This window comes from Acrocarpospora macrocephala, assembly GCF_009687865.1.
Taxonomy (GTDB): domain Bacteria; phylum Actinomycetota; class Actinomycetes; order Streptosporangiales; family Streptosporangiaceae; genus Acrocarpospora; species Acrocarpospora macrocephala.
The window spans coordinates 28,487-54,188 of record NZ_BLAE01000079.1 but is presented as its reverse complement, the minus strand read 5'-3'; the positions used below and the strand labels follow the sequence as shown (position 1 = coordinate 54,188).

The window sequence follows — 25,702 nt, the reverse complement described above, 5'->3', positions numbered from 1 at the left end:
CACCACAACTCCGCCGTCTGCACCCTGGCCGCCGTCCTGGTCACCCGGCTGGCCGCCTGCTGGCGCAGCCGCACCCCCTACCAACTCCGCGATCTCGACGGCCGCCCCCTCACCGTGGAGGAGGCCAAGGCGATCTGCGCCGAGCGATACGCGGTCAGCGACGCCGACCGCGCCAAGAACCGGCCCAAACGCGCCAGCACACGGCTGAAACAGGGCACCAAACAGGACACGAAACAGGACACGAAACAGGGCACGAAACAGGGGACGAGCCGACGCGGTCAGGAGTCGCCACACGACGCTCCGGCAGCCGGCCCGTCCAGCAGCAAGGCTACCCGCCACACGACGGCCTGACCGGCCCTCACCACCCCCAACCGACGCGCAACGCCGTGACACCCAGTCCCGGCGTCGACCCCGCCTACCCTGATCCTTCAAAGCTTGATCGGCTTGACTTCCGTTAGGAACTCAAAACCTGGCCTTGATCCGCGGTAAAACCGCAGGTCACGATGCTGGTGAAAAGATCTACCTACCCACCGCCATCGCTGGGTTGAGGGAGTTCTCCGATCTTGAGACAGCGACCCCGTGTGTGACACGGTCGCGCAGGCAACGCAGTACACCTCGACGCCGCGTGCGCCGCTCACCGGGCCGCCCAGCTCGCCGATCTATATGAAGACCCCCGACGGGCTGATCCTCTTGATCGTGGACGGCAAGACCCAGCGCGGCACCGCGCACAGCCACCTCATCGCCTGTTCCCAGGCCTCACCGAAGTGGATCATCCGTTCGCGGGGCTTGTTGGCCAGGCCCGCCTCCGCTGAGGTGATCGCCGCATCGGGCTGGGCCTGCCCGCCGTTGAGGAGGAAATAGTGGAACGGGATCCGTGAGATTGACGCGAGCTGCTGCACCAGGGTGTTGATCAGGTGCACATAGTTCTGGAGATCGGCGGCGAACTGGCTGAACACCATGGCCGGGTCCTCGGTCATCAGGATTCGATCGATGGCTATCTCGAACTGGGACTTGGCCCGGCCAGTTAGGTGTTCTTAGAGGCTTCCGGTGAGGGAGCGGATGGCCAGGCCTAGGCCGAGGGTGATGACGATCAAGGCGGTGCCGATTGGGGCGAGGGTGGAGATTCTGGAGAGGAGGCCTGTGCCTGTGGTGGTTAGGCGGTCGAGGCGGCTTGCTAGTTTGACGAGGAGTAGGCCGGTGGCGGTTAGGGTGGCGGCCATTCCGATGCCGTAGGCGGCGACCAGGCCGATGCCGAACCAGGTGCGGCCGAGGGCGATTGCGCCGAGGAGCACGATCAGGGCGGATGGGCTGGGCACGAGGCCACCGGCGATGCCCATGCCGACCAGGCCGATTCGCCGCCCACTGCGTGCAGGCTGCTTGGGGTGCTCCGGTTCAGGAGATTCGAGATCTGCGAGAACCTCGACGTCGCTCCGCTCAAGCGTCGTGACACTACCGACTCTCTCGGTTTCAAGCGCGTGACCGTGCCCATGGCCATGTCCGTGCCCGTGGCCATGTCCGTGTTCTTCCGCGTGATCGTGTGCGTGGCTGTGTTCGTCGGCGTGCTCATGCCCATGCCCATGCCCATGGCCGTGTCCGTGCCCATGGCCGTGCCCATGTCCGTGGCCGTAGGCAGTGCCGTTGGGGTTGCCTTTGATGGATGTCCAGAGGAGGCGGGCGCCGATGGCGGTGATGAGTAGGCCGCTGGCCAGGCCTAGCCAGGCGAGGACGGAGTCGCCGGCCAGGGCGGAGAAGGCGCTCAGGAGGAGACCGACGACCAGGACGCCGACGGTGTGGGTGACGGTGACCGTCATGCCGACGACGAGCGCGTCGCGGGGGCGGCCGCGGCGGCCGGCCAGGTAGGCGGCCATGATGGTCTTGCCGTGGCCGGGGATGAGGGCGTGGCCCGCGCCGAGGACGGCGGCGAGGAGGACGGCCAGCAAGCCCACGGGGACAGTGAGCGAGGTGGAGCCGACCAGGTCGGTGAAGGTGCGGTCGAGACCGGCCAGCCAGGCGCCGATCGGGCCGGGAGCGGAGATGCCGGGGGTCGAGATCCTCTGGGCGGAAGCCGTCTCGGGCAGGCCGGGGATCGTGCCGTTGGGGTCGACGGTCACGGTGGTGGCGCGCTGGTCGAGGGGGGAGGCGAGCAGGTCCTCCGGGTAGGCGCGGAGTTCGTTGGTGACGCTCGTGACGGGGAGGCCGGTGGGCGCGAGCCGTACCGAATCCGAGGCGAGGGTGATCTCGCGCCAGCCGAGGCGGTCGGCGAGGAAGTCATCGGTGAAGGCGATCGTGCCGGTGGGGGTGGCGGCGGCGGTGAGGGCGCAGGTCAGGCGGCTGGTCTTGAGGCCGCCCTGGCCTGGGTGGTAGGCGAAGGAAGCGGTGTCGACCTGCCAGGGGATGGGGGAGCCGCCCACGGTGAGGCGCTGCGCGGCGATCAGGGCGGCGCACTGGGAGGTGGCGTGGGCCTGGGACTCGGCGGCCGAGACCGAGCCGGAGGCGTCGGTGTCGATGGCCGGTTCCGACTGCAGAGTGGGGAGTTCGGCGGAGTCCACGACGGCGGTGTTCTCGACGTGGTCGGCGTAGAGGCGCAGGCCGTTGTAGTGATTGACGGTGAAGTTGCCGAGCGGGTGTGCCTGCGCGACCGCGGGGATGGCCATCAGCACGGCCAGCGACGCGACGGCCACGACGAGGCCGGTCAGAGCCGCGGTGAGGGCCAGCCGGAAGCCGCGGCCGAGCCGGGATGGCCGCCGGGCGCCGTCGGCGCCGCGCAGGTCGGCCAGGTGGTCGAGGGCGGTGGTCATGAGAACCTCTGCAGGGCTGGGAGCTCCGGGTCGAAGCGCGGGTTGTAGGTCTTGACCAGGGCCTCGGACTTGGCTGCCGGGAGATCGAGCGCTCGCTCGATCTCGGCCCGGTGGTGGGCGAACAGGGCGTTGCGCCAGCCGGTGGCGGTCGCCTCCTTCGCGTACGGCAGGGCTTGGCGGGCGTCGCCGTTCCGGTGCAGGGCCCAGGCGAGCGCGTCGGCGGCGATCACACTGGGGTTGCGGTCGTATTCGGCCCTGGCGTATTCGACGGCGGTCGCGGGGTCGCCGTGGTCGGCCTCGTACTCGGCCCAGGTGACGTCGTCGTAGACGCCGTTGGCGCGCATCAGCCCGCGCTGTGCGGTGAGCAGCCGCCACTGGCCGGAGGCGTCGCGGCCCAGCTTTTCGAGGACTTCGCCGTATTCGACCAGGTATTGGGTGAGGGGGAGGCGTCCGGTGACGCTCGCGTACTGGTCAGCGGCTTCGGTCAGGTTTCCGGTGAGCGCGGCGACGCGGGCCAGACCCGCCTGCGCGGGCACGAACTGCGGGTCGGCGGAGAGCGCCAGCCGGTAGTGCTCGCGGGCCCGGTCGAAATCGCCCGAGTGTACGGCCAGCTCGCCCAGGTAGTGCTGGCAGAAGGCGACATCGCCGGGGAGGTAGGCGTCGCGGAGCGCGTATTCGAGCATGCGGCGCGCGGTCACCTGGTCCCCGTGTAGCTCGGCGTCGTAGGAAGCCCGGGTGAAGGAGGAGACGCCCGGAGCGAGCTCCATCATCCTGGTGATCGCCTTCGTGGCCTGGTCGTACGCGCCGAGTTGGGTGTGCGCGTCGGCCAGCACGCCGTACGCGACGGGCCCGTAAGGGTTGGCGGCGACGGCTTGGTCGGCGAGACGTACGGCGGCGGCGAAGTCGTGGCGGCCCGCCGCGAGCGCGGCCTGGCCGGTGAGTCCGGCGAAGTTGCCCGGCTTCAGCTCCAGCGACCGGGCGACGGCCTGTTCGGCTTTGGGGTAGAACGAGGGATCCCCAGTGATTCTGGCCTGCTGAACGTAGGCGGCCCCGAGGGCGGCCCATGCGCTGTCGTCTTTCGGCAGCCGTTTCAAGCGGACCTGGAGCGCGGGGATCGAGCCTGGCGCGGAGCCGTTCGCGCCGACCGCCACGGCGGGAGCCGCGGGGGCGGGAGCTTCGGATCCGGGGATCAGGGTGGCGCCCGCCGTGAGGACGACCGCCGCGAGGAAGGCCCCCGCGATGACGCCCACCGTGCGCTTTTTAGTGGGTACTTCCAGCATTTTGAGGACCTCCTCGGCATGGGAATGGCCGCCGCCGCGACAGCTCAGCCGCGGCGGCGGGGTCTGGATGGGTCAGGAACCGTTGAAGGTCTGGTTCACGGCCTGGTTGCTGGGCCCGGGGATGTACGGGAAGGTCGTCAGGAACGGCACGTCGTTCCGGTCGACCTTGTCGCCCGCCGCCAGGGCCGGGACCAGCTGGCCGGTCTGGGCGGCGCCCGCCATCGCCTGGAGGGCGATGTCCACCACGTCGTCGCCGAGGCGGCGGCCGTTCGGGAAGCCCTGCAGGTCACCCGCGAGCACGCCGAGCCGGTTCGGGCTGGCGGTCACCGGGATGGTGAGGTTGAGCCGCAGCATCTCCGACGGGCGCAGCTTGCCGGCGTCCTTGTTCAGGATCTGCGAGTTCAGGTCGGCCTTGATCGGGCCGTTCTTCTTCGCGATGCCGGTCAGGAAGATCTCGACCAGGTCGTTACGCGGGGTCTTCGGGGCCTTCAGGCCGTAGATGCCCTCCAGCAACATCGGCACCTCGGGGTTGGTGACCTTCTTCACCACGGCCGGGATGTCCGCGTCCTTGTCGGGGCTGAGCGAGTTGAAGGCGTCCTTCAGCGGGGCCGGGACCACGACCTCGTTGACCAGCGGCTGGCCCAGGCGCGAGACCTGGACGTAGCCCCTCGGGCTCCACTTGTCGGTGGTCGACCAGATGCCGACGACCGGGTTGCGCGTCACGTCGCCCTTGAGCGCGACTTCCTTCTTGGGCACCTGGACGGCCAGCGTGTGCACGTTGTAGCCGCGGGTGGTGTCCTGGCCGACCTCGGACAGGTTGCCGCCGTAGAGCAGGTCGAACACGCGCAGGTCGAGGAAGAAGGCCTCGTCGGACTGGCCGGCGAACTGCTTGCCGCCGCCCTTGATGCCGTCTACGGCCTCACTGCGCACCTTGGCGTAGTCGGGGAACGACGCGGGGCCGGTGTTGCTCGGCGCGACGGTGCCGGTGCCGATCGTGGTGGTGCCCTTCTCGGTGATGCGCTTGAGCGTGTACTTCTGCTTGAACAGCAGGTTCTCGTCCTTCAGCGACGTCACGGGGCCGTTGTTGTAGAGGAACGTGCCGCTGCCGTTGCCGCGCTTGTCGATGTTCTTGAAGGTCCACTGGTAGGTGACGTCGGGCTTGGCGTCGCCATCGTTGTCGATCTTGATGTTGTAGCGGGAGTTGGTGTCGAAGAAGTAGAAGTTCGGGCCTCCGTTGGGCTCCTCGAACGGGATCCAGTTGGCGATCAGGGTGACCGTGTCGGTCTTGTCGGGGCTGACGAAGGCGTACACGTCGGTGTTGTCGTTGCGCGGGTCGCCGGAGATGAGCGGAGCCTCGCGGTGCGAGGAGGCGCTCGGGGCGGCCGGGCGAAGAAGCAGGATCGAGGAGGCGGCCAGCGCCCCCGCGACCCCAACGGCGATCAGGGATCGCCGGTTAATCCGGAGCTCCATGTCAAACGGTCCTCTCGGGACGGTAGGGAGGTTTGGGTCAGATGAGGTGTCCGGCCGGACTCCTCGACCGCCTATTCGCCCCATGGACGCTCGCGGATTGGTTCTTTTTCAAAAAGTGTGGCCCCAGGGGTCCCGGGGCCACATTTCCGCTGGTCAGGATTATGGAGTGGTGCAGGTGTAGCCGGTCGGCACGGCGGTGTTGCCGTTGGGGCGGCTGCCCTGGAAGCCGAAGTTGCCGCTGCCTCCCGCCGGGAGGTTGCCGTTGTGGCTCACGCTCTTGGCGGTCACGGTCTGGCCGCTTTGCGTGAAGGTGGCGTTCCAGGACCCGGAGACGGTGTGGCCGGCCGGGAGGGTGAAGGTGACCGTCCACGAAGTGATTGGCGAGCTTCCGGCCGTGACGGTGACCGGTTGGATCACGTACCCGTTGTTCCAGGTGTTCTGGGTGGTGGCGACCACGGTGCAGCCGCCGCCGGTGCCGCCGCCGGTGGTGGTGAAGGTGACCAGGGACGAGTTCCCGGACAGGTTCCCGGCGCCGTCCCGGGCCCGGACGTAGACCTGGTACTGGGTGTTGGCGGTCAGGCCGGTCAGGGTGATCGAGTTGGTCGTCGGCGAGCCGAGCAGCGGGTCGGTCGTGCCCTGCTCGCGGTAGACGTTGTAGCCGGCCAGGCCGGAACCGCCCGAGTCGGTGGAGGCGGTCCAGGTGAGGGTCGCGCCGGAGGAGGTCACGCCGGACGCGGTCGGGGTGCCCGGTGTGGTCGGCGGCGTGGTGTCGGTGGTACCGCCGGTGGTGGTGAAGGTGACCAAGGTCGAGTTGCCGGACAGGTTGCCCGCGCCGTCACGTGCTCGGACGTACACCTGGTACTGGGTGTTGGCCGTCAGGCCGGTGAGGGCGAGGGAGTTGCTGGTGGACTGGCCGAGCAGGGGGTCGGTGGTGCCCTGCTCGCGGTAGACGTTGTAGCCCGCCAGGCCGGAGCCGCCGCTGTCGGTGGAGGCGCCCCAGGAGATGGTCGCCCCGGTCGAGGTCACGCTGGACGCGGTCGGGGCGCCCGGTGTGGTCGGCGGGGTCGTGTCGGTGGGGGTGGTGCCGCCGCAGAGCGAGCACTCCTGGGCGGTGGAGGCGATGCCGTTGGGGCCGTTGAACAGGCGGGTGCCCCACGAGGTCAGCTGGTTGGGGTCGAAGTTGGTGACCTGGTCCAGGTACTCCACGCCGCCGCCGTTGCCGCTCCAGGACCAGCCGAGGTAACCGAGGCCACGGGCCTGCGCCTGGGCCATGATCGTGTCCTCGTCGGGGTTGCCGTCCGAGTGGTTGTGGCCGAACTCGCCGATCACCAGGGGCAGGTTGGCGGTCTGGAAGGCGTTCAGGTACGCGTTGATCTCCGCCGCGGTGTCGAACACGCCGTACATGTGGATCGAGAAGACGGTGTTGCCCGTCGGGTCGGCGGCCTTCACGGACGCGGCCGTGTCGCGCATGGCGAACTGCCAGTCCTGGCCCCAGTTGGGGGCGTCCACCATCAGCAGGTGCTGGAAGCCGGCGTTGCGCATCCGGGTGATGGCCGCGCTGGTGGCCTGGGTCCAGTTCGGGGTGACCGCGTTGTTGCCGACCGGCTCGTTGCCGATGTTGATGATGACCGTGTTCTCCTGGCCGGTCAGCGCGCTCTGGATGCTGATCCAGTAGTTGACCGCCGCGTCCAGGCTGATCGACCCGCCCTGCTCGCCGAACCCGGTCGTGTCATGATTTTCCAGGATGCAGACCAGCCGGCTGGCCTTGCACAGCGAGATGATGTTGGCCACGTCGGCGGCGTTGTTGGCGGGCTGCCACCGGCCGCCGCTGAGCACGATGCGGACCGCGTTGGCGCCCTTGGCCTTGATGTTCGCGATCGAGCTCGTCTGGGTCGGGAACCAGGTGTGCGCGTGGCTGGTGCCGCGGATGATGAAGTTGTTGCCGTTGGCCTCGACGATGTTCCGGCCGCTGATCCGCAGGCCGACCGCGGCGTCGGCGGGGAGCGCGGTGACGAACAGGGACACGAGCAGGGCGAGGACCGTCGCACCGGAGAGTGCGATCCATTTTCTCATGATCTGCCTTTCTGCATTAACCGGTTAAGCAAATGGCCGGAGAAGTGTGCCCCGGCGGATTGACCGCAGGGTCGGTTGGGCTGGTGAACCGGTCTTCTTGGGACGGCCCGGCGCGCTCCCAGACTCGGGGGATTTCGCGGGTGTGTACAGGATGTTGCGGGGAGCTGACCGTCCCGGTGGCGGACATCCACGGCGGGATATGGGAAATGTCGCCCTGGAATCCGATGAAAGATTCACCTCCGTCGCCGTACGCGCAGAGCGGAATCGGGTCAACCCGGGTTGACCCGGGGATGCGGGTCAACCTAGATTGACCAAGCCGGGTGGTCAACATAGGTTGACCCTTATGAACGGAGAACTCGTGGCTCTCGTGACCACAGCCGAAGGGGACGATCCCCTGCGCGGGCTCGTCGCGGCGGCCGAGCTGCGGCGACAGGCCGACCGGCTGGCGGCGGTGCAGGTGCGGCGGGCACGCGTACAGGGGATTTCATGGGTGCAGATAGCAGTGGCCCTGGGGGTCAGCAAGCAGGCCGTGCACAAGAAGTTCGGCGGGGGGCGGCTGTTCCGGAAGGACGGCTGAACGCGCTGGGCGAGCGGGCGTCGTGGCGGCTGTTACTCGATTACCTGCGCCCGCATCGGGGCACGCTGGTGCTCGGCGCGGTGCTCGCCCTGATCGGGAGCGCGGCCGGGCTGGCCATGCCGCTGCTGGCCAAGAGCGTGATCGAGGCGTTCGGCACCGGCCAGACCCTGCTCGGCCCGCTGCTTCTGCTGTGCGGGGCGGTGCTGGCCGGTTCGATCATCTCGGCCGTCGGGCGGTTCGTGCTGGAGCGCATGGGCGAGGGCATCGTGTTCGGGGCCAGGACCCGGCTGGTGGATCGGATCCTGCGGCTGCGGGTGGCCGAGGTGGACCGGCTCAAGCCCGGCGACCTGCTCTCCCGGGTCACGGCCGACACCACGCTGCTCCGCGCGGTCTGTACGGACGCCCTGGTCACCGCCGTCGGCTCGGTGTTCATGTTCGCCGGAGCCGCGGTGCTGATGGCGGTCATGGACGTGGTGCTGCTGCTGATCACGCTGGGCGTGGTGGCCAGCGTCGGCCTGGTGAACGCGCTGATCCTGCCGCGGATCCGGAAGGCGTCCACGCTGGCGCAGGTGGCGCTGGGGGAGATGGGTTCCGCGCTGGACCGGGCGCTGCAGGCATTCCGTACGGTGAAGGCGAGCGGCGCGGAACATCGCGAGATCGAGGTCGTGTCGGCGGCGGCGCGGCAGGCCAGGGACCGTGGCGTGACGGCGTCGGCCTGGCAGTCGGCCGCCGGGGTGAGCGCCTGGATGTCGGTGCAGCTGGCGTTCCTGGCCGTGCTCGGCGTGGGCGGGGCCCGGGTGGCCGACGGGTCGATGGCGGTCGCGTCGCTGATCGCGTTTCTGCTGTACCTGTTCTACCTGGTGGCGCCGATCGGGCAGCTGGTGCAGAGCTTCACCCAGCTGCAGAACGGGCTGGCCGCCATCACCCGGATCCGGGAGATCGAGGAGCTGCCCGGCGAGCCGACCGTCGCCGCGCTGCGCGCCGACGGACCGCCGATCGGGGTCACGTTCGATGACGTCGTGTTCCGCTACGGGGATGATCGGCCGATCGTGCACGACGGGGTGAGCTTCGAGGTCCGCGCGGGCGGGTTGTCGGCTTTGGTCGGGCCGTCCGGCGCGGGCAAGTCCACGGTGTTCGCGCTGCTGGAGCGCTTCTACTCCCCCCTATCCGGAAATATCACGATGTCGGGGCGGGATATCCGGGACTGGGATCTCGCCGAACTGCGGGCCGCCGTCGGCTACGTGGAACAGGACGCTCCCGTCCTGGACGGCACCCTCCGGGAGAACCTCACCTTCGCCGCCCCGGACGCCACCGAGGCGGAGGTACGGCACTCGCTCGCCCGTACCAAACTGGACGATCTGGTCGCGCGCCTGCCCGAAGGCCTGGAGACGCAGGTCGGGCATCGCGGGGTGCTGCTGTCCGGCGGGGAGCGGCAGCGGGTCGCCATCGCCAGGGCGCTGCTGCGGCGGCCCCGGCTGCTCCTGCTGGACGAGGCCACCTCGCAGCTGGACGCGGTCAACGAGCTGCGGCTGCGCGAGGTCATCGCGGAGGTGGCCACGGACACCACGGTCCTGGTGATCGCGCACCGGCTGTCCACGGTGACCGGAGCCGACCGCATCATCGTGATGGAGTCAGGCCGGGTCCGCGCCACCGGCACCCACGCCGAACTCCTCGCCGATGACGACCTCTACCGCGAGCTCGCCACCACCCAGTTCCTGGCCACCGCGACACCGTGATCGAAGATTTGCCGCACGCTGACGATCTGCCGCCGGAATGGGGGGCACCTCCGTCAGTGCGGAGCCTCTCCTTCGCCACAGCCCGCTCCCGGGCTACGCGTACGTGCGGTACGCGCCGGGATCTCGGGTACGGGCACCCCGGGATCACAGGACACCGGGGTGCCCCGAGTGGCGCCCGCGCCGTATCCTTCGAGTGACCAACGTGAATGCTTTCATTCAGGAGGACGGCCGATGCCTACCGTTCGTGCGCCGCGCGGCACCGCGCTCACCGCGCAGGGCTGGCCGCAGGAGGCCGCCCTCCGGATGCTCCAGAACAACCTCGACCCCGAGGTGGCCGAACATCCTGAGCAGCTCGTCGTGTACGGCGGTTCCGGCAAGGCCGCCCGGGACTGGCCGTCCTTCCAGGCGATCGTGCGCACGCTGACCACGCTCGCCGGCGACGAGACGCTGCTGGTGCAGTCCGGCCGCCCGGTCGGGGTGATGCGGACGCACGAGTGGGCGCCCCGGGTGCTGATCGCCAACTCCAATCTGGTGCCGGACTGGGCGAACTGGGAGGAGTTCCGGCGGCTTGAGGCGGCCGGGCTCACCATGTACGGCCAGATGACCGCGGGTTCGTGGATCTATATCGGGACGCAGGGGATCCTGCAGGGGACGTACGAGACGTTCGCCGCCGTGGCCGCCAAGCGGTTCGGCGGCTCGCTGGCCGGGACGATCACGCTTACCGCCGGGCTCGGCGGCATGGGCGGGGCGCAGCCGCTCGCGGTCACCATGAACGGCGGGGTGGCGATCTGCGTCGACTGCGATCCGCGGAGCATCTCGCGGCGCATCGAGCATCGGTATCTGGATGTGCGGGCCGCCGACCTGGACGAGGCGCTGCGGCTGGCCTACGAGGCGCGGGACGCGCGGCGCCCCCTCAGCATCGGGGTGGAGGGCAACGCCGCCGAGGTCGTGCCGGAGCTGCTGCGCCGGGGCGCGGAGATCGACGTGGTCACCGACCAGACCTCCGCGCACGATCCGCTGATGTACCTGCCGGTCGGGGTCGCGTTCGAGGAGATGACGGCGGCCCGGGAGAAGGACCCGGCCGGGTTCACCACCCGGGCGCGGGAGTCGATGGCCGCCCACGTGGCGGCGATGGTCGGCTTCCAGGACGCGGGCGCCGAGGTCTTCGACTACGGCAACTCCATCCGCGGCGAAGCCCAGCTGGCCGGATACGCGCGCGCGTTCGCGTTCCCCGGCTTCGTGCCCGCCTACATCCGGCCGCTGTTCTGCGAGGGCAAGGGCCCGTTCCGGTGGGCCGCGCTCAGCGGCGACCCGCGCGACATCCACGCCACTGACCAGGCCATCCTCGACCTGTTCCCCGACAACGAGCCGCTCGCCCGCTGGATCAGGCTGGCCGGAGAACGCGTGCGATTCCAGGGCCTGCCCGCCCGCATCTGCTGGCTCGGGTACGGCGAGCGCGACCGCGCCGGGGAGCGTTTCAACGCCATGGTCGCCGACGGGACCATCAGTGCCCCCGTGGTCATCGGCCGCGACCACCTCGACTGCGGCAGCGTCGCATCCCCCTACCGCGAAACCGAGGGCATGGCCGACGGCTCCGACGCCATCGCCGACTGGCCCCTGCTCAACGCCATGGTCAACGTCGCCTCCGGCGCTTCCTGGGTCTCCCTCCACCACGGCGGCGGCGTCGGCATCGGCCGCTCCATCCACGCCGGCCAGGTCACCGTCGCCGACGGCACCCCCCTCGCCGCCGAAAAACTCAACCGCGTCCTCACCAACGACCCCGGCATGGGCGTCATCCGCCACGCCGACGCCGGCTACACCTCAGCCACCGAAGTCGCCACGACCCAAGGCGTCCGCATCCCAATGCACGAAAACTAAGGGCCCGCAGAGAATTAACATGCGTGCTCACCAAGGGTTCGCCGAGGTCAGTGGCTTGAGGATCTATGAGTTATTGCTCTGCGGCCCCCAGGGGCCCCAAGTTGCTCGCCGTCATCCGGCGCCGTTCCCCTCCGCACCAGTCCTCGCCGACCCGGCGCCAAAGGGGGGCCTGCCGTCATCGGTCCGCTTTCCAAGAACACCCAAATGCCGCTGCCGCTCTTGGCGTCGAGTCGGTGAGCACCATCGCCAGCGTTAACGGTGTCAGATGCCGGTGAGCAACTTGGCGATCTGGTGTGGGTGGCCTAAACAACTAGCAGAGTGCCGCTGCCGCTTGGCGCCGGTGCGGTGAGAACCACCGCCCGCGTTAACGGTGCCGGATAACGGTGAGTGACATGGCCATCTGGTGTGGTGGTCCAAAACGCCTAGCAGAGTGCCGCTGCCGCTTGGCGCCGGTGCGGTGAGAACCACCGCCCGCGTTAACGGCGCCGGATAACGGCGGGTAACCCGGTGACCTGCTCATTCTGTTGGGTGCTTCATGAGAAGGGCTGAAGGAGTGGGTGTGAGCGAGGGGCTTGGGTGGTTGGTGGAGGGGAGGCGGCTTTCGCCGGTGCAGCGGAGGATTGCTCATTATTTGGGGGAGCATCTGCATGAGGCGATTTTTTTGTCGAGTGTTGAGTTGGCGGAGCGGGTGGGGGTTAGTCAGCCTTCGGTGACGCGGTTTGCGGCGGCTCTGGGGTTCGCGGGTTATCCGGAGCTTCGGCAGGCGCTTCGGCCGCTGGTTCTCGGTGGGGCCGGGGGCGGGCATGCCGATCTTTTGGGGGAGCGGGCGCTGGTCCGGGATGCCTTGGATATCGAGATTCGCAACCTCACCGCTCTTCGTAATCGCATCAGCGGGCAGTCGCCGGAGGCTAGGTCAGTGGCGGGCTCGGCCAGTTCGGCTGCTGATGGGCTCATGGGGGTGATCGCGGAGCTTGGGGTGGCGTTGGCGGGGTCGGAGCCTTTGCCGGTGGTGGGGGTGCGGGTGTCGAGTGGGCTGGCGACGACGTTCGCGTACTTCGCGCGGCGGATTCATCCGGATGTGCGGTTGCTGACCCACGGGGGGTCGGAGCTGGCGGATGGGTTGCACGGTGCGCGGCGGGCGGGGGCGGCCTGGGTGCTGGCGGTGGTGTTGCCGAGGTATCCGGTGGAGGCCGTGGCGGCGCTGGAGCTGGCGCGGGAGCTGGGGTTGCGGGTGGCGGTGATCACGGATAGGGCCGATGTGCCGTTCGCCGCCGACGTGATCCTGGACGCGCCGGTGGGGGAGCGGCTGGTGTTCGATTCGCACGCGGCGCCGCTGGCCCTGGCCATGGTGCTGGTGGAGGCCATGGCCGACGCGGCGCCGCTGCGAACTCAGGCTCGCCTGGAAGAGTACGAGCGGATGACCGAGCAACGAGGGGTCTTCGTCACCCCGCCATCTTGCGGAGAGAGCGCATCGACCAGATCAGGGTGATCACGGCGAGGACGGCGAGCAGGCCGAAAGCGGTGGGGATGGTGCTGTCGGACAGATCATCCCGGAAGAGCGCGCGACCGGCTTCGACGCCGTAGTAGAGCGGGTTGAACTTGGCGGCGGTCTGCAGCCAGTCGGGCCCGAGCGAGATCGGCAGGAACAGGCCCGCGATCAGGGTCAGCGGCATGGCGAAGAACTGCACGATCTGCGACATGCCGTTCTCGTCGCGGAGCGCCAGCGCCAGGCCGTAGGAGAGGCTGGCGGCGAACAGACCGGTCGTGGCCATCAGGGCGAGCATGATCAGGAAGGCCAGCAGTCCGATCCGCAGGCCCATCAGCATGGCCACGCCCATCACCAGGATGGCCTGGAGCACCAGGGTGATCATGTCCTTGGCCACCCGGCCGAGGATGATCGCCGGAGGCCAGGCCGGACTGACCGCGAGCCGCTCGAGCACGCCGTTGCGGGTCTCGTTGATCAGCCCGAACCCGGCGAACAGCGACCCGAACAGGGCGATCATCATCATCGAGCCGGGCGTGAACATGGCCAGCACCTCGGGCATCGACCCGCTCGGGGTCGTGCTGCCCAGCAGCGGCGCGAAGAAGATCAGATACATGACCGGCTGCACGATGCCGAACACCGGCCAGACCGGATTGCGGAGCAGGAACCTGAGCTCGTAGCCCAGGAAAAGGGACGTATGGCGAAGCATGGGGGGAAAATCCTTCGAGGTTCAGGCGGCGTCGCGGAGCGAGCGGCCGGTGTGGCGGAGGAAGACGTCGTCGAGCGTGGCCCGATCCAGCGAGATCGAGTCGAGGGTGAGGTTGCGCTCCTCAAGCGCCCGCAGCAGATGCGGCAGCCCGTGCTCCCCGTCGTCCAGGTAGGCGCGCAGCACGTCATCCTCCGCGCGGACCTCCTTGATGTAGTCCTGAGCGGCCAGCAGCTCGCGCGCCTCGTCGATGCCCTTGAGCCTCAGGGTGACCACGTCGCCCGCCACTTCCTTCTTGAGCTCGGTGGGCGTGCCCTCGGCGACGATCTTGCCGTGGTCGATGATGACCAGCCGGTCGCAGAGCGCGTCGGCCTCGTCCAGGTAGTGGGTGGTCAGCAGCACGCTGGTGCCCTGGGCGCGCAGGTCACGCACCTCGTCCCACAGGTTCGCCCGGTTCTGCGGGTCGAGACCGGTGGTCGGCTCGTCGAGGAAGACCAGCGGCGGCTTGGTGACCAGGCCGATGGCCAGCGCGAACCGGCGCTTCTGCCCGCCGGACAGGGTCTTGGCCGGGCGGTTGGCGATCTCGGACAGACTGAACGCCTGCAACAGCTCGTCGGCTCTGATCCTGGCCTGTTTACGCGACATGCCGCTGAGCCTGGCCGCCAGCATCAGGCTCTCCAGACCCGGCGCGTTGTCGTCGACCCCGCCCGCCTGGCTGACGTAACCGATGTTCTCCCGGACCTTGGCCGCCTCCTTCACCACGTCGAACCCGGCCACTCTGGCCGTGCCGGAGGTGGGGGCGGTGAAGGTGGCCAGCATCCGGACCGTCGTGGTCTTCCCGGCGCCGTTGGGACCCAGCGCCGCGAAGATCTCACCCTCCTCGACGCCCAGGTCGATGCCCTGCACGGCTTGGACTTCCTCGGTCTTGCCACGGCCACGTTTGGCGATGAAGGTCTTACGAAGATCATTCGCTTCGATGATCATATTTACTCCGTATTCAGGGGGATAGCCAGCATGAGGGGTGACCCGGCGTGAGGGTCAAGGGGTTTTCCCGGCCGCCGGCATGCCCCCCATCCTGCCCGTCACCACCGACAATTCCGCGAAGTTCCGCTGCTAGGGAAGCTCCCCGTCCTTCACCCGCCCGATCGCCTCGCTCACCCAGGCGAGCTGGGCGGTGAGCTGGGCGGCGTTGAGCCGCAGGCACTCGTCCACGTGCCGGGGCGCGCCGAAGGCCTGCTTGCCGCCTATCGCCCGCTCGGTCATCGAGATGGCCGCCCGCAACTGCTCGGCCCTGGCCTCCATGGCGACCACCAGATCCGCGGGCGCGAGCCGGTTCATGAAGGTGAGCGCGACCTGGAACGGGTCCACGATGGGCTGGACCTCCCACCAGGAGGTGAGCAGCCGCCGCTGGAACTCCAGCCGGCCGTCCGCGGTCAGCTCGTAGACGGTCTTCCCGCCCTTGCCCTGCTCGACCACCGTGAGCAGGCCCTCCTCCGCCATCTTGGCCAGGCCGTGGTAGATCGACCCGAAGGCCACGTTGGCCCACTGGCTCGCGCCCCACAGTTCGAGGCGGCGGCGCACCTCGTAGCCGTGCAGCGGGCCGTCAAGGAGAGTGCCGAGGATGAGGATCCGGGTAGACGACATGCTCAAATTTATATACAAATTTGAATGATCACGTCAACGGGATAAACTGGCCGGCATGAGCGAACGTCCAACAGCCCTGGTCACCGGTGCCTCGCGCGGTCTCGGGGCGGCGATCGCCCGCGCCCTGGCCCCGGATTACGACCTCGTTCTCGGCGGGCGCGGGGGATCGGGCCTCGACCTGATGTGCGCGGAGCTCGGCGCCCGCCCGCTGCCGGTGGATCTGACCGCGCTCAGCCCGTTCGACGTGGCCGGGGTCGGCCAGGTGGACCTGCTGGTGCACAGCGCGGGCATGGTCAAGCTGGGCAGCGTCGCGGACACCCCGGCCGAGGTCTGGCGCGACACCTACGAGCTGAACGTCATCGCGGTCGCCGAACTCACCCGGCTCCTGCTGCCGGAACTGCGCGCCACCCGGGGCCATGTCGTGATCATCAACTCCGGCTCCGGGCTGCGGGCCCACCCGGGCTGGGTCTCCTACGCCGCCAGCAAGTTCGCCCTCCGCGCCTTCGCCGACGTGCTCCGCCAGGAAGAGGAACCTCACGGCATCCGCGTCACCACGATCTACCCCGGCCGGATCGCCACCGACATGCAACGCGAGGTGCGCGAACATGAAGGCGGCGAGTTCCAGCCGGATCGCTACCTGACTCCGGATTCAGTCGCCCGCGCAGTCCTGGCCGCGGTCACCACCTCCCCAGACGCCCACCTCACCGAAATAACCATCCGCCCCTCCGTGCAACCCCCGCACCATTAGTCGTATGTCCCGCGCCTGTGTCTGGACAATCGCACCTTCTTAACCCGGCCATCACTCCTATCCAGGGCAATCAAGCGGCTTGGCCGCGCCTGTGTCTGGACTGAGGAACGCAGGGGAGCGAAGCGACCCGGAGTGACGAGGGAAGACACAGGCTGAAGGCGGCCAAGCCCGCCGATCCGGAGGATCGGCCATGTCACTGAATGGTTTCATTCACTAAGGTGGTGAACATGCTCGAAGTTCTAGCGGGGATCGGGAGGAACGGGCGGACCGGTGGTTACCGGCGGGACGCGTGGTCGCCGCCTGAGCTGGAGCTTCGTGAGTGGTTCCGGCAGGAGGCCGACGCGCGCGGCATGGACCGGCACGAGGACCGCAACGGGAACCTCTGGGCCTGGTGGGGAGACCCGGACAGGAAACCGGGCGTCGTCACCGGCAGCCATCTGGACTCCGTCCGCGAGGGCGGCGCCTTCGACGGGCCGCTGGGCGTGGTGTCGGCCTTCCGCGCCGTGGACGTGCTCCGGGCGCGCGGGTTCACGCCGAACCGGCCGCTCGGGATCGTCAGCTTCAGCGACGAGGAGGGCGCCAGGTTCGGCGTGCCCTGCGTCGGATCCCGGCTGCTCACCGGCATCCTGCCGCCCGAGCGGGCGCGCGGCCTGACCGGGGACGACGGGGTCACGCTGGCCGAGGTCATGCGCGCCCAGGGCCGCGACCCCGCCGCGCTCGGCCGGGACCGGGAGACCCTCGCCCGGGTGGGCGTGTTCGTGGAGTTGCACATCGAGCAGGGCCGGGCGCTGACCGCGCCGGTCGGGGTGGCCGCCGCGATCTGGCCGCACGGCCGCTGGCGCTTCGACTTCCACGGCACCGCCGACCACGCCGGCACGACGGCCCTGGCCGACCGGGACGACCCCACGCTCAAGTACGCGCAGGCGGTGCTGGCCGCCCGCGGCGTCGCCGAGAAACTGGGCGTGGTCGCCACCTTCGGCAAGGTCATGATCCAGCCGAACAACGCCAACGCGATCCCGTCCCTGGTCTCGGCCTGGCTGGACGCCCGCGGCGCCGACGAGGACGCGGTGCGCCGCCTGGTGGCCGAACTCTCCGAGGGCCAGGAGGTCGTCTGCGAATCCTGGACCCCGGAGGTCACCTTCCCGGCCGCGCTGCGCGACCGCGTGGCCGCCATCGCCGGGCACCCCGCCCCGATCCTGCCGACGGGAGCCGGCCACGACGCCGGGATCCTCGCCTCCGCCGGGATCCCCGCCGCGATGTTGTTCGTCCGCAACCCCACCGGTGTCTCCCACTCGCCCGCCGAGTTCGCCGAGCCCGGCGACTGCGCGGCCGGGGTCACCGCTCTCGCGGCCGTCCTGGCCGACCTGTGCGGGGAGGCGACATGACCCGCTACTGGTGCGAGCTGGCCTGGCTTCCCCCGGGCGAGGTCATCTCCGGCGTCCTGATCACGATCGAGGGCCGCTGGATCCTCGACGTCACCCGCCACGCCGACCCCCCGCCCGGCGCGGTGCGGCTGCCCGGCTTCACCATCCCAGGCCTGGCCAACGCCCACTCGCACGCCTTCCACCGGGCGCTGCGCGGCCACACCCAGACCGAGCGCGGCTCGTTCTGGACCTGGCGCGAGCAGATGTACGCGGTGGCCGCCCGCCTAGACCCCGACAACTACTACGCCCTGGCCAAGGCCGTGTACGCCGAGATGGCGCTGGCCGGAATCACCTCCGTCGGCGAGTTCCACTACGTCCACCACGGTCCCGACGGCACGCCGTACAAGGACGGGAACGAGATGGGGCACGCGCTGATCCAGGCCGCCCGCGAGGCGGGGCTGCGCGTCGCGATGCTGGACACCTGCTACCTGAACGGCGGATTCGGGGCCGCGCTGCAAGGGCCGCAGGTGCGGTTCGGTGATGGGAACGCGCACCGCTGGGCCGAACGCGCTGAAGAGCTGGCCGCCGCCTATCACGGCGAGGAGGACGTGGAGATCGGCGCCGCCATTCACTCCGTGCGCGCGGTCCCGCCCGAGCAGATGCCCACGGTGGTGGAGTTCGCGCACCGGCAGGCGGGCCCGCTGCACGCGCACGTCTCCGAGCAGCGCGCCGAGAACGACGCCTGCGTGGCCGCCTACGCCGCCTCGCCAGTCAGGGTGCTGCACGAGCACGGCGCGCTCGGCCCGCGTTCCACGGCCGTGCACGCCACCCACCTGTCGGAGGAGGACATCGCGCTGCTGTCCGGTTCCGGCACGCACGTCTGCATGTGCCCGACCACCGAACGCGACCTGGCCGACGGCATCGGCCCGGCCCGCCACCTGCGGGAATCAGGCTGCCCGATCACCCTCGGCTCCGACAGCCACGCGATCGTGGACCTGTTCGAGGAGGCCCGCGCGGTCGAGCTGGACGAGCGCCTGGCCACCCAGGAACGCGGCCACTGGCAGGCCGCCGAACTGCTGAACGCCGCCACCGCCGCGGGGCACGCCTCGCTCGGGTTCCCCGACGCCGGATTCCTGCTCCCGGGCGCGCACGCCGATCTGGTCACGGTCCGGCTCGACTCGGTCCGTACGGCTGGCGCGACCGCCGGTTCGGCGGTGGAATCGGTGATGTTCGCGGCGATCGGGGCGGATGTCAGCTCGGTGGTGTCGGGCGGGCGGCGGATCGTCGAGGACGGCAGGCACACGCTGGGCGAGGTCGGCGCGCTGCTGCGGACCGCCATCGACGCGGTCCGCGGCTGACGCCGGAATTCAGGGTGGGGAAGATGACGGCAACGCTGTTCCATGGGATCGGGCACCTCTATACCGGCGATCCGGAGCGGGAGGAGATCGCGGACGCCGCGCTGGTCGTCGAGAGCGGGGCCGTGGTCTGGGTGGGAGAAGCCGCCGCCGCCCCGCTGGCCGACCGCAACGTGGACGTGGGCGGCCGCGCGATCCTGCCGGGTTTCGTGGACAGCCACGCCCACCTGGTCTTCGCCGGGGACCGCAGCGCCGAGTTCGCGGCCAGGATGGCGGGCCGGCCGTACTCGGCGGGCGGCATCCGCACCACCGTGGCCGCCACCCGCGCGGCCACCACCCCGGCGCTGGCCGCCAACACGGCCGCGCTGGTCTCGGAGATGATCGCCCAGGGCACCACCACCATGGAGATCAAGAGCGGGTACGGCCTGACCGTCGAGGACGAGCGCAGATCCCTGGAGATCGCCTCCGCGTTCACCCCCGAGACCACCTACCTGGGCGCCCACGTCGTCCCGGACGGCGACCCCGACCGCTACGTGCGGCTGGCGGCGGGCCCGATGCTGGACGCCTGCGCGCCGTACGCCAAGTGGGTGGACGTGTTCTGCGAGCGCGGCGCGTTCGACGAGGACCAGACCAGGGAGATCCTGGCCGCCGGGCTGAAGGCCGGGCTGCAGGCCCGGGTGCACGCCGGCCAGCTGGGGGAGGGGCCGGGGGTGCGGGTGGCCTGCGAGCTGGGGGCGGCCTCGGCCGACCACTGCACCCATCTGAGCGACCAGGACGTGGACCTGCTGGCCGCCAGCGGGGTGGTGGCCACCCTGCTGCCGGGGGCGGAGTTCTCGACCCGCTCGCCGTATCCGGACGCGCGGCGGCTGCTCGACGCCGGAGTGACGGTGGCGCTGGCGACGGACTGCAATCCGGGGTCCTCGTTCACCTCGTCGATGCCGTTCTGCGTGGCGCTGGCCGTACGGGAGATGGGCATGACGCCGTTGGAGGCGGTGCGCGCGGCGACCCGGGGCGGGGCGGCGGCGCTGCGGCGCGCCGACGTCGGGACGCTGCGGCCGGGCGCCCGCGCGGATCTCGTCATCCTGGACGCGCCCTCGTACGTGCATCTGGCCTACCGGCCGGGAGTTCCGCTGGTGGCGCAGGTGTGGCAGGCGGGGCGGCGCGTCGTTTGATTCCCGTTTCCCGGGGCAGACGCCCCGAATTCCGGGTGCGCATCCTCCTGTAGGAGGAAACCAAAACCGTTCCCGGGTCGTATTTGTTAAGGGAATCTTTGCCCTGATCGATCCGTTGGTCGTTGCAGGACGAAGCTGTTGATGAATGATGCCGCGGCGGAACGAGGTGCCATCGAAATGGCGACGGGGAATCGCACCGGAGAGGTAGCGGATCGCGATCTGCTGGGAACCTATCTGGCGGAGATCGGGCGTGTGCCGCTGTTGACCGCGGAGGAGGAGGTGGAGCTCGCCAAGCGCATCGAGGCCGGCCTCTTCGCGGAACAGCTGCTCGACGCCGGCGACGCGGAACCCAAGGTGGGCGACGCGCTGGACGAGGAGCTGGAACGCATCGCGGTCTCCGGGCACCGGGCCAAGGACGAGTTCATCCAGGCCAACCTGCGGCTGGTGGTGGCGGTGGCGCGGAAATACTCGGGGCGTGGCATGCCGCTGATCGACCTGGTGCAGGAGGGGAATCTGGGCCTGGTGCGCGCGGTGGAGAAATTCGACTATCGGCGTGGCTACAAATTCTCGACATATGCGACATGGTGGATCCGGCAGTCGGTGGGGCGCGCCATCCACGAGCAGGCCAGGCCGGTGCGGCTGCCGACGCACGCCGGTGAGCAGATGACCCGGCTGATGCGGGTGCGCCGGGACATGCTCGCCGAATTCGACACCGAACCCACCGACGTGGATCTGGCCGAGGTGCTGGACCTGCCGATCGAGCGGGTCAGGGAACTGCGCCGCTGGGCCTCCGATCCGGTCTCGCTGCAACTGGGCGTGGGCGACGAGGACGAGACCGAGCTCGGCGACATGATCGCCGACGACACCTGGGCGGACCCCGAGCAGCAGGCCATGGCCACCCTGGAGAAGGAGCGCCTGGAGCAGTGGCTGACCGGCCTGGAGGGGCAGGCCAGGGAGATGCTGCGCTGGCGTTACGGCCTGGTGGACGGCCGCGAGCACACCCTCACCGAGGTCGGCGAGCGGTATGGCATCGGCAGGGACCGGGCCCGCCGGGTGGAGCGGGACGCGCTGGCCCGGCTGCGGAAGATGGCCCACGCGGCGGCTTGACCAGGGTTTTACCAACGCGCACCCCTTTGGGGGTGCGCGTTTTTGCGTTTCCACACGATCCGAAACCTTCCCGAAACATGCCACAAACGAGTTTCACAGATGTGAAACACGCCACGTCGTGACCTGAAACGGCAGAAGAAGACGCTGGCGCCCACGGAAGAGGACCCGAGCGGTCGGTGTGAGCCGGTGGCGGAGGCGCTCTCATCCGAAAAACGTCAGTGTGCCAGCCGGTCAATGAAGCCTGGGTGAAGCCCACTGCGCACGTGATAACCGGCCACACGCCAATGGGAAGGAGGGCCGCGTCGATGGAAATCGATACCGGCTCCACTGCCTGGATGCTCGCGGCAACAGCACTCGTGTTGCTCATGACGCCAGGTCTCGCGTTCTTCTATGGGGGCATGACCAGGGCAAAGAGTGTCCTGAACATGATGATGATGTCCTGGGTCAGTATCGTCGTGGTGACGGTGGCCTGGGTCCTGTATGGTCACTCGCTCGCCTTCGACGCCGCCGGAGATGGCACGGGCTTCGTCAACAAGCTCGTCGGCGGTCTGGACAACTTGGGACTTTCCGGTCTCGTTGAGACAGCCACCAAGGACGACGGCTCCGGGATGCCCAACCTGGTCTTCTCGGCCTTCCAACTCACCTTCGCGATCATCACGGTCGCTCTGATCAGCGGTGCCATCGCGGACCGGGCCAAGTTCGGCGCGTGGGTGGTCTTCGCCGCGGTGTGGGCCACGCTGGTCTACTTCCCGGTCGCCCACTGGGTCTGGGGCGGCGGCTGGCTGGCCAACCTCGGCATCGAGGACTTCGCCGGTGGCACGGTCGTGCACATCAACGCCGGTGCCGCGGCGCTCGCGCTGGCGCTGGTGCTGGGCAAGCGCTCCGGCTGGGGCAAGGATCCGATGCGCCCCCACAACCTGACCCTGGTGCTGCTCGGCGCCGGTCTGCTGTGGTTCGGCTGGTTCGGCTTCAACGCCGGCTCCGAGCTGGCGGTCGACGGCACCACCGGCCTCGCCTTCATGAACACCCAGATCGCGACCGCCATCGCGGCCGGCACCTGGATCGTCGTGGAGAAGGTGCGCGACGGCCACTCGACCACCCTCGGCATCGCCTCCGGCGCGGTCGCCGGCCTCGTCGCCATCACCCCGGCCTGTGGTTTCGTCGACCCGTGGGCGGCGGCCGTGATCGGCATCCTCGCCGGTGGCATCTGCGCCTTCGCGGTGGGCCTGAAGTACAAGCTCAACTACGACGACTCGCTCGACGTGGTCGGCGTGCACCTGGTCGGCGGCGTGATCGGCGCGGTCGCGCTCGGCTTCGTCTCGGCCTACCCCTTCGCCGACGGCCAGGAGAAGGGCATCCTCGTCGGCGGTCCGATCTCCCAGCTGGGAGTCCAGGTCCTCGGTCCGGTGGCGGTCGGCCTGTACTCCTTCGTCGTGACCTACATCGTCGGCAAGATCATCGACAAGACGATGGGCTTCCGGGTCACGCAGGAGGACGAGGTCACCGGCATCGACATCACCACGCACGCCGAGACCGGCTACGACCTCGGCACGATCCACTCCTCGGGCGTAACCTCGCCGAACGGGCCGGCGGTTCCGGCTGAGGCCAAGAAGGTGGACGCATGAAGCTCATCACCGCAATCATCAAGCCGTTCAAGCTCGACGACGTCAAGGCCGCTCTGGAGCAGTTCGGCGTCAAGGGCATCACGGTCAGCGAGGCCAGCGGCTACGGCCGCCAGAAGGGCCACACCGAGGTCTACCGCGGCGCCGAGTACCAGGTCGACCTGGTGCCCAAGGTCCGCGTCGAGGTGCTGGCCGAGGACGAGGACACCGAGGACGTCATCGACGTCATCACCAAGGCCGCGCAGACCGGCAAGATCGGCGACGGCAAGGTCTGGTCCGTGCCGGTGGACACGGTGATCCGCGTCCGCACCGGGGAACGCGGGCCGGAGGCGCTGTAACCGAATGATGAGAGGGGAAGCTCGCTCGTTCGCCGCGGCCCGCAAGGAGCGGGCCGCGGATATCGACCGCTGGCTCACCGATCTGTTCCGCACGGCGATCAGCCAGCGGAACGGGAAGAGCGGGCTCCCCGAAATCGAGAGAGGCGGCGAGCGCGCCACCGCGGGAAGCGGGGTCGCGCTCGTCGCGGTCGGCAGCCTGGGCCGGGGGGAGCTGGCCCCCGGCAGCGACCTGGACCTGGTCCTGCTGCACAACGGCCGCGACGACGTCGCCCAGATCGCCGACCGCATCTGGTATCCGATCTGGGACTCCGGGATCGGCTTGGACCACTCCGTCCGCACTGTCGACGAGGCCGCCAAGGTGGCCCGGGAGGATCTGAAGGCCGTGCTCGGCCTCATCCAGGCCCGGCACATCAGCGGCGATCCCGAGCTCACCCGGGCCGCGCGCGAAGCCGTCCTGGTGGAGTGGCGGGCCGATTCGCGGCGGCGCCTGGGCGAGCTGCGGGAGGCCGCGGACAACCGGGCCGACTCCAGCGGGGAGCTGGCCTTCCTGCTCGAGCCCGATCTGAAGGACGCGCGCGGCGGCATCCGCGACGTGCAGGCGATGCAGGCCGTGGCCGCCGCCTGGGTCGCCTCCGCCCCCGGGCCCCGGGTGCGGGAGGCGTACGAGCTGCTGCTGGACATCCGGCACGGGCTGCACCTGGTCACCGCGCGCGGCACCGACCGGCTGGTGCTGCAGGAGCAGGACGCGGTGGCCGGCACGCTCGGCCTGCTGGACGCCGAGGCGCTGATGCGCCGCCTGGCCGAGGCCGGGCGCACGATCGCGCACGCCTTCGACGCCACCTGGCGGACGGTGGACCGGCTGCTGTCCGGGCCCGCCCCGCGGGGCCGCCGCCCGCTCGCCGACGGCGTGGTGGAGCACGGCGGCGAGGTGGTGCTGGCGCGCGGCGTCAGCCCCCGCAACGACCCCGTCCTGGTGCTGCGCGCCGCCGCGGCCGCCGCCGAGGCCGGGCTGCCGCTGGCCCCGGCCACCGTGAGCATGCTGGCCGCCCAGTCTCCGCCGCTGCCGGTGCCCTGGCCGGACGAGGCCAGGGACGCCCTGGTCGGCCTGCTCGGCGCGGGCCGCGCGGCGGTGCCGGTGTGGGAGGAACTCGACCAGGCGGGCGTGCTGGTCCGGCTGATCCCCGACTGGGAGCGGGTACGGCACCGCCCGCAACGCAACCCGATCCACACCTTCACCGTGGACCGGCACCTGATCGAGACGGCCGCCGGAGCCGCCGCGTTCACCCGCGAGGTGTCCCGCCCCGACCTGCTGCTGATCGGCGCCCTGCTGCACGACATCGGCAAGGGCTGGCCGGGCGACCACTCCAGCACCGGCGAGGTGGTGGTCCGCGACATCGCCACCCGGATGGGGCTGCCCGCCGCCGACGTGGACGTGCTGGCCACCATGGTCCGCCACCACCTGCTGCTGCCGGAGACCGCGACCCGCCGCGACCTGGACGACCCGATGACGATCTCCCGGGTGGCCGGCGCGGTCGGCACCCGCGAGGTGCTCGACCTGCTGGCCGCGCTGGCGGTCGCCGACGGCCAGGCCACCGGTCCGGCCGCCTGGAACAGCTGGAAGGCCTCCCTGGTCTCCGACCTGGTGCGCCGGGTCAGGTCGGCGCTGAACGGCACGCCGCCCGCGCCCGCGCCGAGCCTGTCGCCCGAGCAGGCGTCGCTGGCCCGGCACGGCGGCGGCGCGATCCGGGTCAACGGCGGCGCGGTCACCGTGGTCGCCCCGGATCGGCCCGGGCTGCTGTGGCGCGCGGCCGGGGTGCTGGCCGCGCACCGGATGGTGGTGCGCTCGGCCTCCGCCGCCTCGGCCGGGTCCACGGCCGTGATCGAGTTCGCGGTGGTCCCCGAGTACGGCTCACCCCCCGACCCGGCGACCCTGGAGGCGGATCTGCGCCTGGTGCTGGCCGGGCGGCTGGACATCGAGCAGCGGCTGGCCCGCAGGACCCGATCGCTGCGCCCGCCCCGGGTGCCGGTGGCGCCGCCGCGGGTGACGCTGGTGGACGACGCGTCCAGCACGGCCACCGTGGTCGAGGTGCGCGCGCACGATCGCCCCGGCCTGCTGTGGAAGATCGGCAGGGCGTTCGGGGACTGTGGCCTGGACGTACGCGCGGCGCGGGTGGAGACTCTGGGTGCGGAGGCGGTCGACGTCTTCTACGTGGTGGACCGGGCCGGCCGGCCCATCCTGGACGAGCAGCAGCGGACCCAAGTACGGGAACAGGTGCTTATCGCACTTAGATGATCTTCTGTCCGGCCTGTGCCTTGGGATCATTCCTCTTACCAGTTGGTAACGATTGCGT

Annotated in this window: 21 protein-coding genes; 13 read left to right on the top strand and 8 right to left on the bottom strand. The window is 69.9% G+C overall.

Going from position 1 to position 25,702, the window contains the following annotated elements:
- On the top strand, positions 1-351 hold a 351-nt coding region (locus tag Amac_RS54150), incomplete at its 5' end, for a hypothetical protein (RefSeq protein ID WP_218041680.1).
- A 308-nt stretch (positions 352-659) separates the two neighbouring features.
- On the opposite strand, the gene Amac_RS45785 is transcribed toward Amac_RS54150, so the two are convergent.
- The 5 genes from Amac_RS45785 to Amac_RS45765 all read right to left on the bottom strand — a co-directional run bounded on the left by Amac_RS45785 (position 660) and on the right by Amac_RS45765 (position 7,621).
- Positions 660-977 carry a hypothetical protein gene (locus tag Amac_RS45785; RefSeq protein WP_155360713.1) on the bottom strand — a complete coding sequence of 106 codons (318 nt, stop codon included), beginning with the start codon at positions 975-977 and terminating at the stop codon, positions 660-662.
- A 57-nt stretch (positions 978-1,034) separates the two neighbouring features.
- A complete protein-coding gene (locus Amac_RS45780; RefSeq protein WP_155360712.1) occupies positions 1,035-2,798 on the bottom strand; it encodes a sulfite exporter TauE/SafE family protein in 1,764 nt (587 codons plus the stop codon).
- Positions 2,795-4,078, bottom strand: coding sequence for a tetratricopeptide repeat protein (locus Amac_RS45775; RefSeq protein WP_155360711.1), 1,284 nt, complete (start codon positions 4,076-4,078; stop codon positions 2,795-2,797). The genes Amac_RS45780 and Amac_RS45775 overlap by 4 nt, the downstream gene beginning before the upstream one ends.
- Before the next feature lie 72 nt (positions 4,079-4,150).
- Positions 4,151-5,548, bottom strand: a complete 1,398-nt coding sequence (locus Amac_RS45770; protein WP_155360710.1) for a DUF4331 domain-containing protein — start codon at positions 5,546-5,548, stop codon at positions 4,151-4,153.
- A 159-nt stretch (positions 5,549-5,707) separates the two neighbouring features.
- Positions 5,708-7,621, bottom strand: a complete 1,914-nt coding sequence (locus tag Amac_RS45765) for a cellulase family glycosylhydrolase (protein WP_155360709.1) — start codon at positions 7,619-7,621, stop codon at positions 5,708-5,710.
- Between the two features lie 343 nt (positions 7,622-7,964).
- On the opposite strand from Amac_RS45765, the gene Amac_RS45760 reads away from it, so the two are divergent.
- The 4 genes from Amac_RS45760 to Amac_RS45745 all read left to right on the top strand — a co-directional run bounded on the left by Amac_RS45760 (position 7,965) and on the right by Amac_RS45745 (position 13,301).
- The gene (locus Amac_RS45760) at positions 7,965-8,198 is read left to right on the top strand and encodes a hypothetical protein (protein WP_155346776.1); all 234 of its coding nucleotides are present in this window, start codon (positions 7,965-7,967) and stop codon (positions 8,196-8,198) included.
- Positions 8,108-9,934 carry an ABC transporter ATP-binding protein gene (locus tag Amac_RS45755; RefSeq protein ID WP_155360708.1) on the top strand — a complete coding sequence of 609 codons (1,827 nt, stop codon included), beginning with the start codon at positions 8,108-8,110 and terminating at the stop codon, positions 9,932-9,934. The genes Amac_RS45760 and Amac_RS45755 overlap by 91 nt, the downstream gene beginning before the upstream one ends.
- Before the next feature lie 231 nt (positions 9,935-10,165).
- Positions 10,166-11,812, top strand: a complete 1,647-nt coding sequence (gene hutU / locus Amac_RS45750) for a urocanate hydratase (protein ID WP_155360707.1) — start codon at positions 10,166-10,168, stop codon at positions 11,810-11,812.
- 535 nt (positions 11,813-12,347) lie between these two features.
- Positions 12,348-13,301 (top strand): MurR/RpiR family transcriptional regulator, encoded by a 954-nt coding sequence (locus tag Amac_RS45745; protein WP_155360706.1) that lies wholly within the window; start codon positions 12,348-12,350, stop codon positions 13,299-13,301.
- Here the strand turns inward: Amac_RS45745 and Amac_RS45740 are convergent.
- The 3 genes from Amac_RS45740 to Amac_RS45730 all read right to left on the bottom strand — a co-directional run bounded on the left by Amac_RS45740 (position 13,255) and on the right by Amac_RS45730 (position 15,645).
- Positions 13,255-14,004, bottom strand: a complete 750-nt coding sequence (locus Amac_RS45740) for an ABC transporter permease (RefSeq protein ID WP_155360705.1) — start codon at positions 14,002-14,004, stop codon at positions 13,255-13,257. The genes Amac_RS45745 and Amac_RS45740 overlap by 47 nt on opposite strands.
- A gap of 21 nt (positions 14,005-14,025) precedes the next feature.
- Positions 14,026-14,985, bottom strand: a complete 960-nt coding sequence (locus Amac_RS45735; RefSeq protein ID WP_155360704.1) for an ATP-binding cassette domain-containing protein — start codon at positions 14,983-14,985, stop codon at positions 14,026-14,028.
- Positions 14,986-15,114: 129 nt separating this feature from the next.
- The gene (locus Amac_RS45730; RefSeq protein ID WP_155360703.1) at positions 15,115-15,645 is read right to left on the bottom strand and encodes a PadR family transcriptional regulator; all 531 of its coding nucleotides are present in this window, start codon (positions 15,643-15,645) and stop codon (positions 15,115-15,117) included.
- Between the two features lie 55 nt (positions 15,646-15,700).
- Here Amac_RS45730 and Amac_RS45725 point away from each other — a divergent pair, with 55 nt between their 5' ends.
- The 8 genes from Amac_RS45725 (at position 15,701) to Amac_RS45690 (ending at position 25,644) form a co-directional block, all read left to right on the top strand.
- Positions 15,701-16,393, top strand: a complete 693-nt coding sequence (locus Amac_RS45725) for an SDR family oxidoreductase (RefSeq protein ID WP_155360702.1) — start codon at positions 15,701-15,703, stop codon at positions 16,391-16,393.
- 227 nt (positions 16,394-16,620) lie between these two features.
- Positions 16,621-17,778 (top strand): allantoate amidohydrolase, encoded by a 1,158-nt coding sequence (locus Amac_RS45720; RefSeq protein ID WP_155360701.1) that lies wholly within the window; start codon positions 16,621-16,623, stop codon positions 17,776-17,778.
- Positions 17,775-19,115 carry a formimidoylglutamate deiminase gene (locus tag Amac_RS45715; RefSeq protein WP_155360700.1) on the top strand — a complete coding sequence of 447 codons (1,341 nt, stop codon included), beginning with the start codon at positions 17,775-17,777 and terminating at the stop codon, positions 19,113-19,115. Before Amac_RS45720 ends, Amac_RS45715 begins: the two co-directional genes overlap by 4 nt.
- Before the next feature lie 23 nt (positions 19,116-19,138).
- Positions 19,139-20,284 carry an imidazolonepropionase gene (hutI, locus tag Amac_RS45710; protein ID WP_155360699.1) on the top strand — a complete coding sequence of 382 codons (1,146 nt, stop codon included), beginning with the start codon at positions 19,139-19,141 and terminating at the stop codon, positions 20,282-20,284.
- A gap of 177 nt (positions 20,285-20,461) precedes the next feature.
- Entirely contained in the window at positions 20,462-21,391 is a 930-nt protein-coding gene (locus tag Amac_RS45705) for a sigma-70 family RNA polymerase sigma factor (protein ID WP_155360698.1), read from the top strand.
- A 305-nt stretch (positions 21,392-21,696) separates the two neighbouring features.
- Positions 21,697-23,016, top strand: coding sequence for an ammonium transporter (locus tag Amac_RS45700; protein WP_155360697.1), 1,320 nt, complete (start codon positions 21,697-21,699; stop codon positions 23,014-23,016).
- On the top strand, positions 23,013-23,351 hold the full coding sequence (locus Amac_RS45695; protein ID WP_155360696.1) for a P-II family nitrogen regulator: 339 nt from the start codon (positions 23,013-23,015) through the stop codon (positions 23,349-23,351). Before Amac_RS45700 ends, Amac_RS45695 begins: the two co-directional genes overlap by 4 nt.
- A 4-nt stretch (positions 23,352-23,355) precedes the next feature.
- Positions 23,356-25,644, top strand: coding sequence for a [protein-PII] uridylyltransferase (locus Amac_RS45690; protein WP_246269130.1), 2,289 nt, complete (start codon positions 23,356-23,358; stop codon positions 25,642-25,644).
- Positions 25,645-25,702 lie beyond the last annotated feature (58 nt).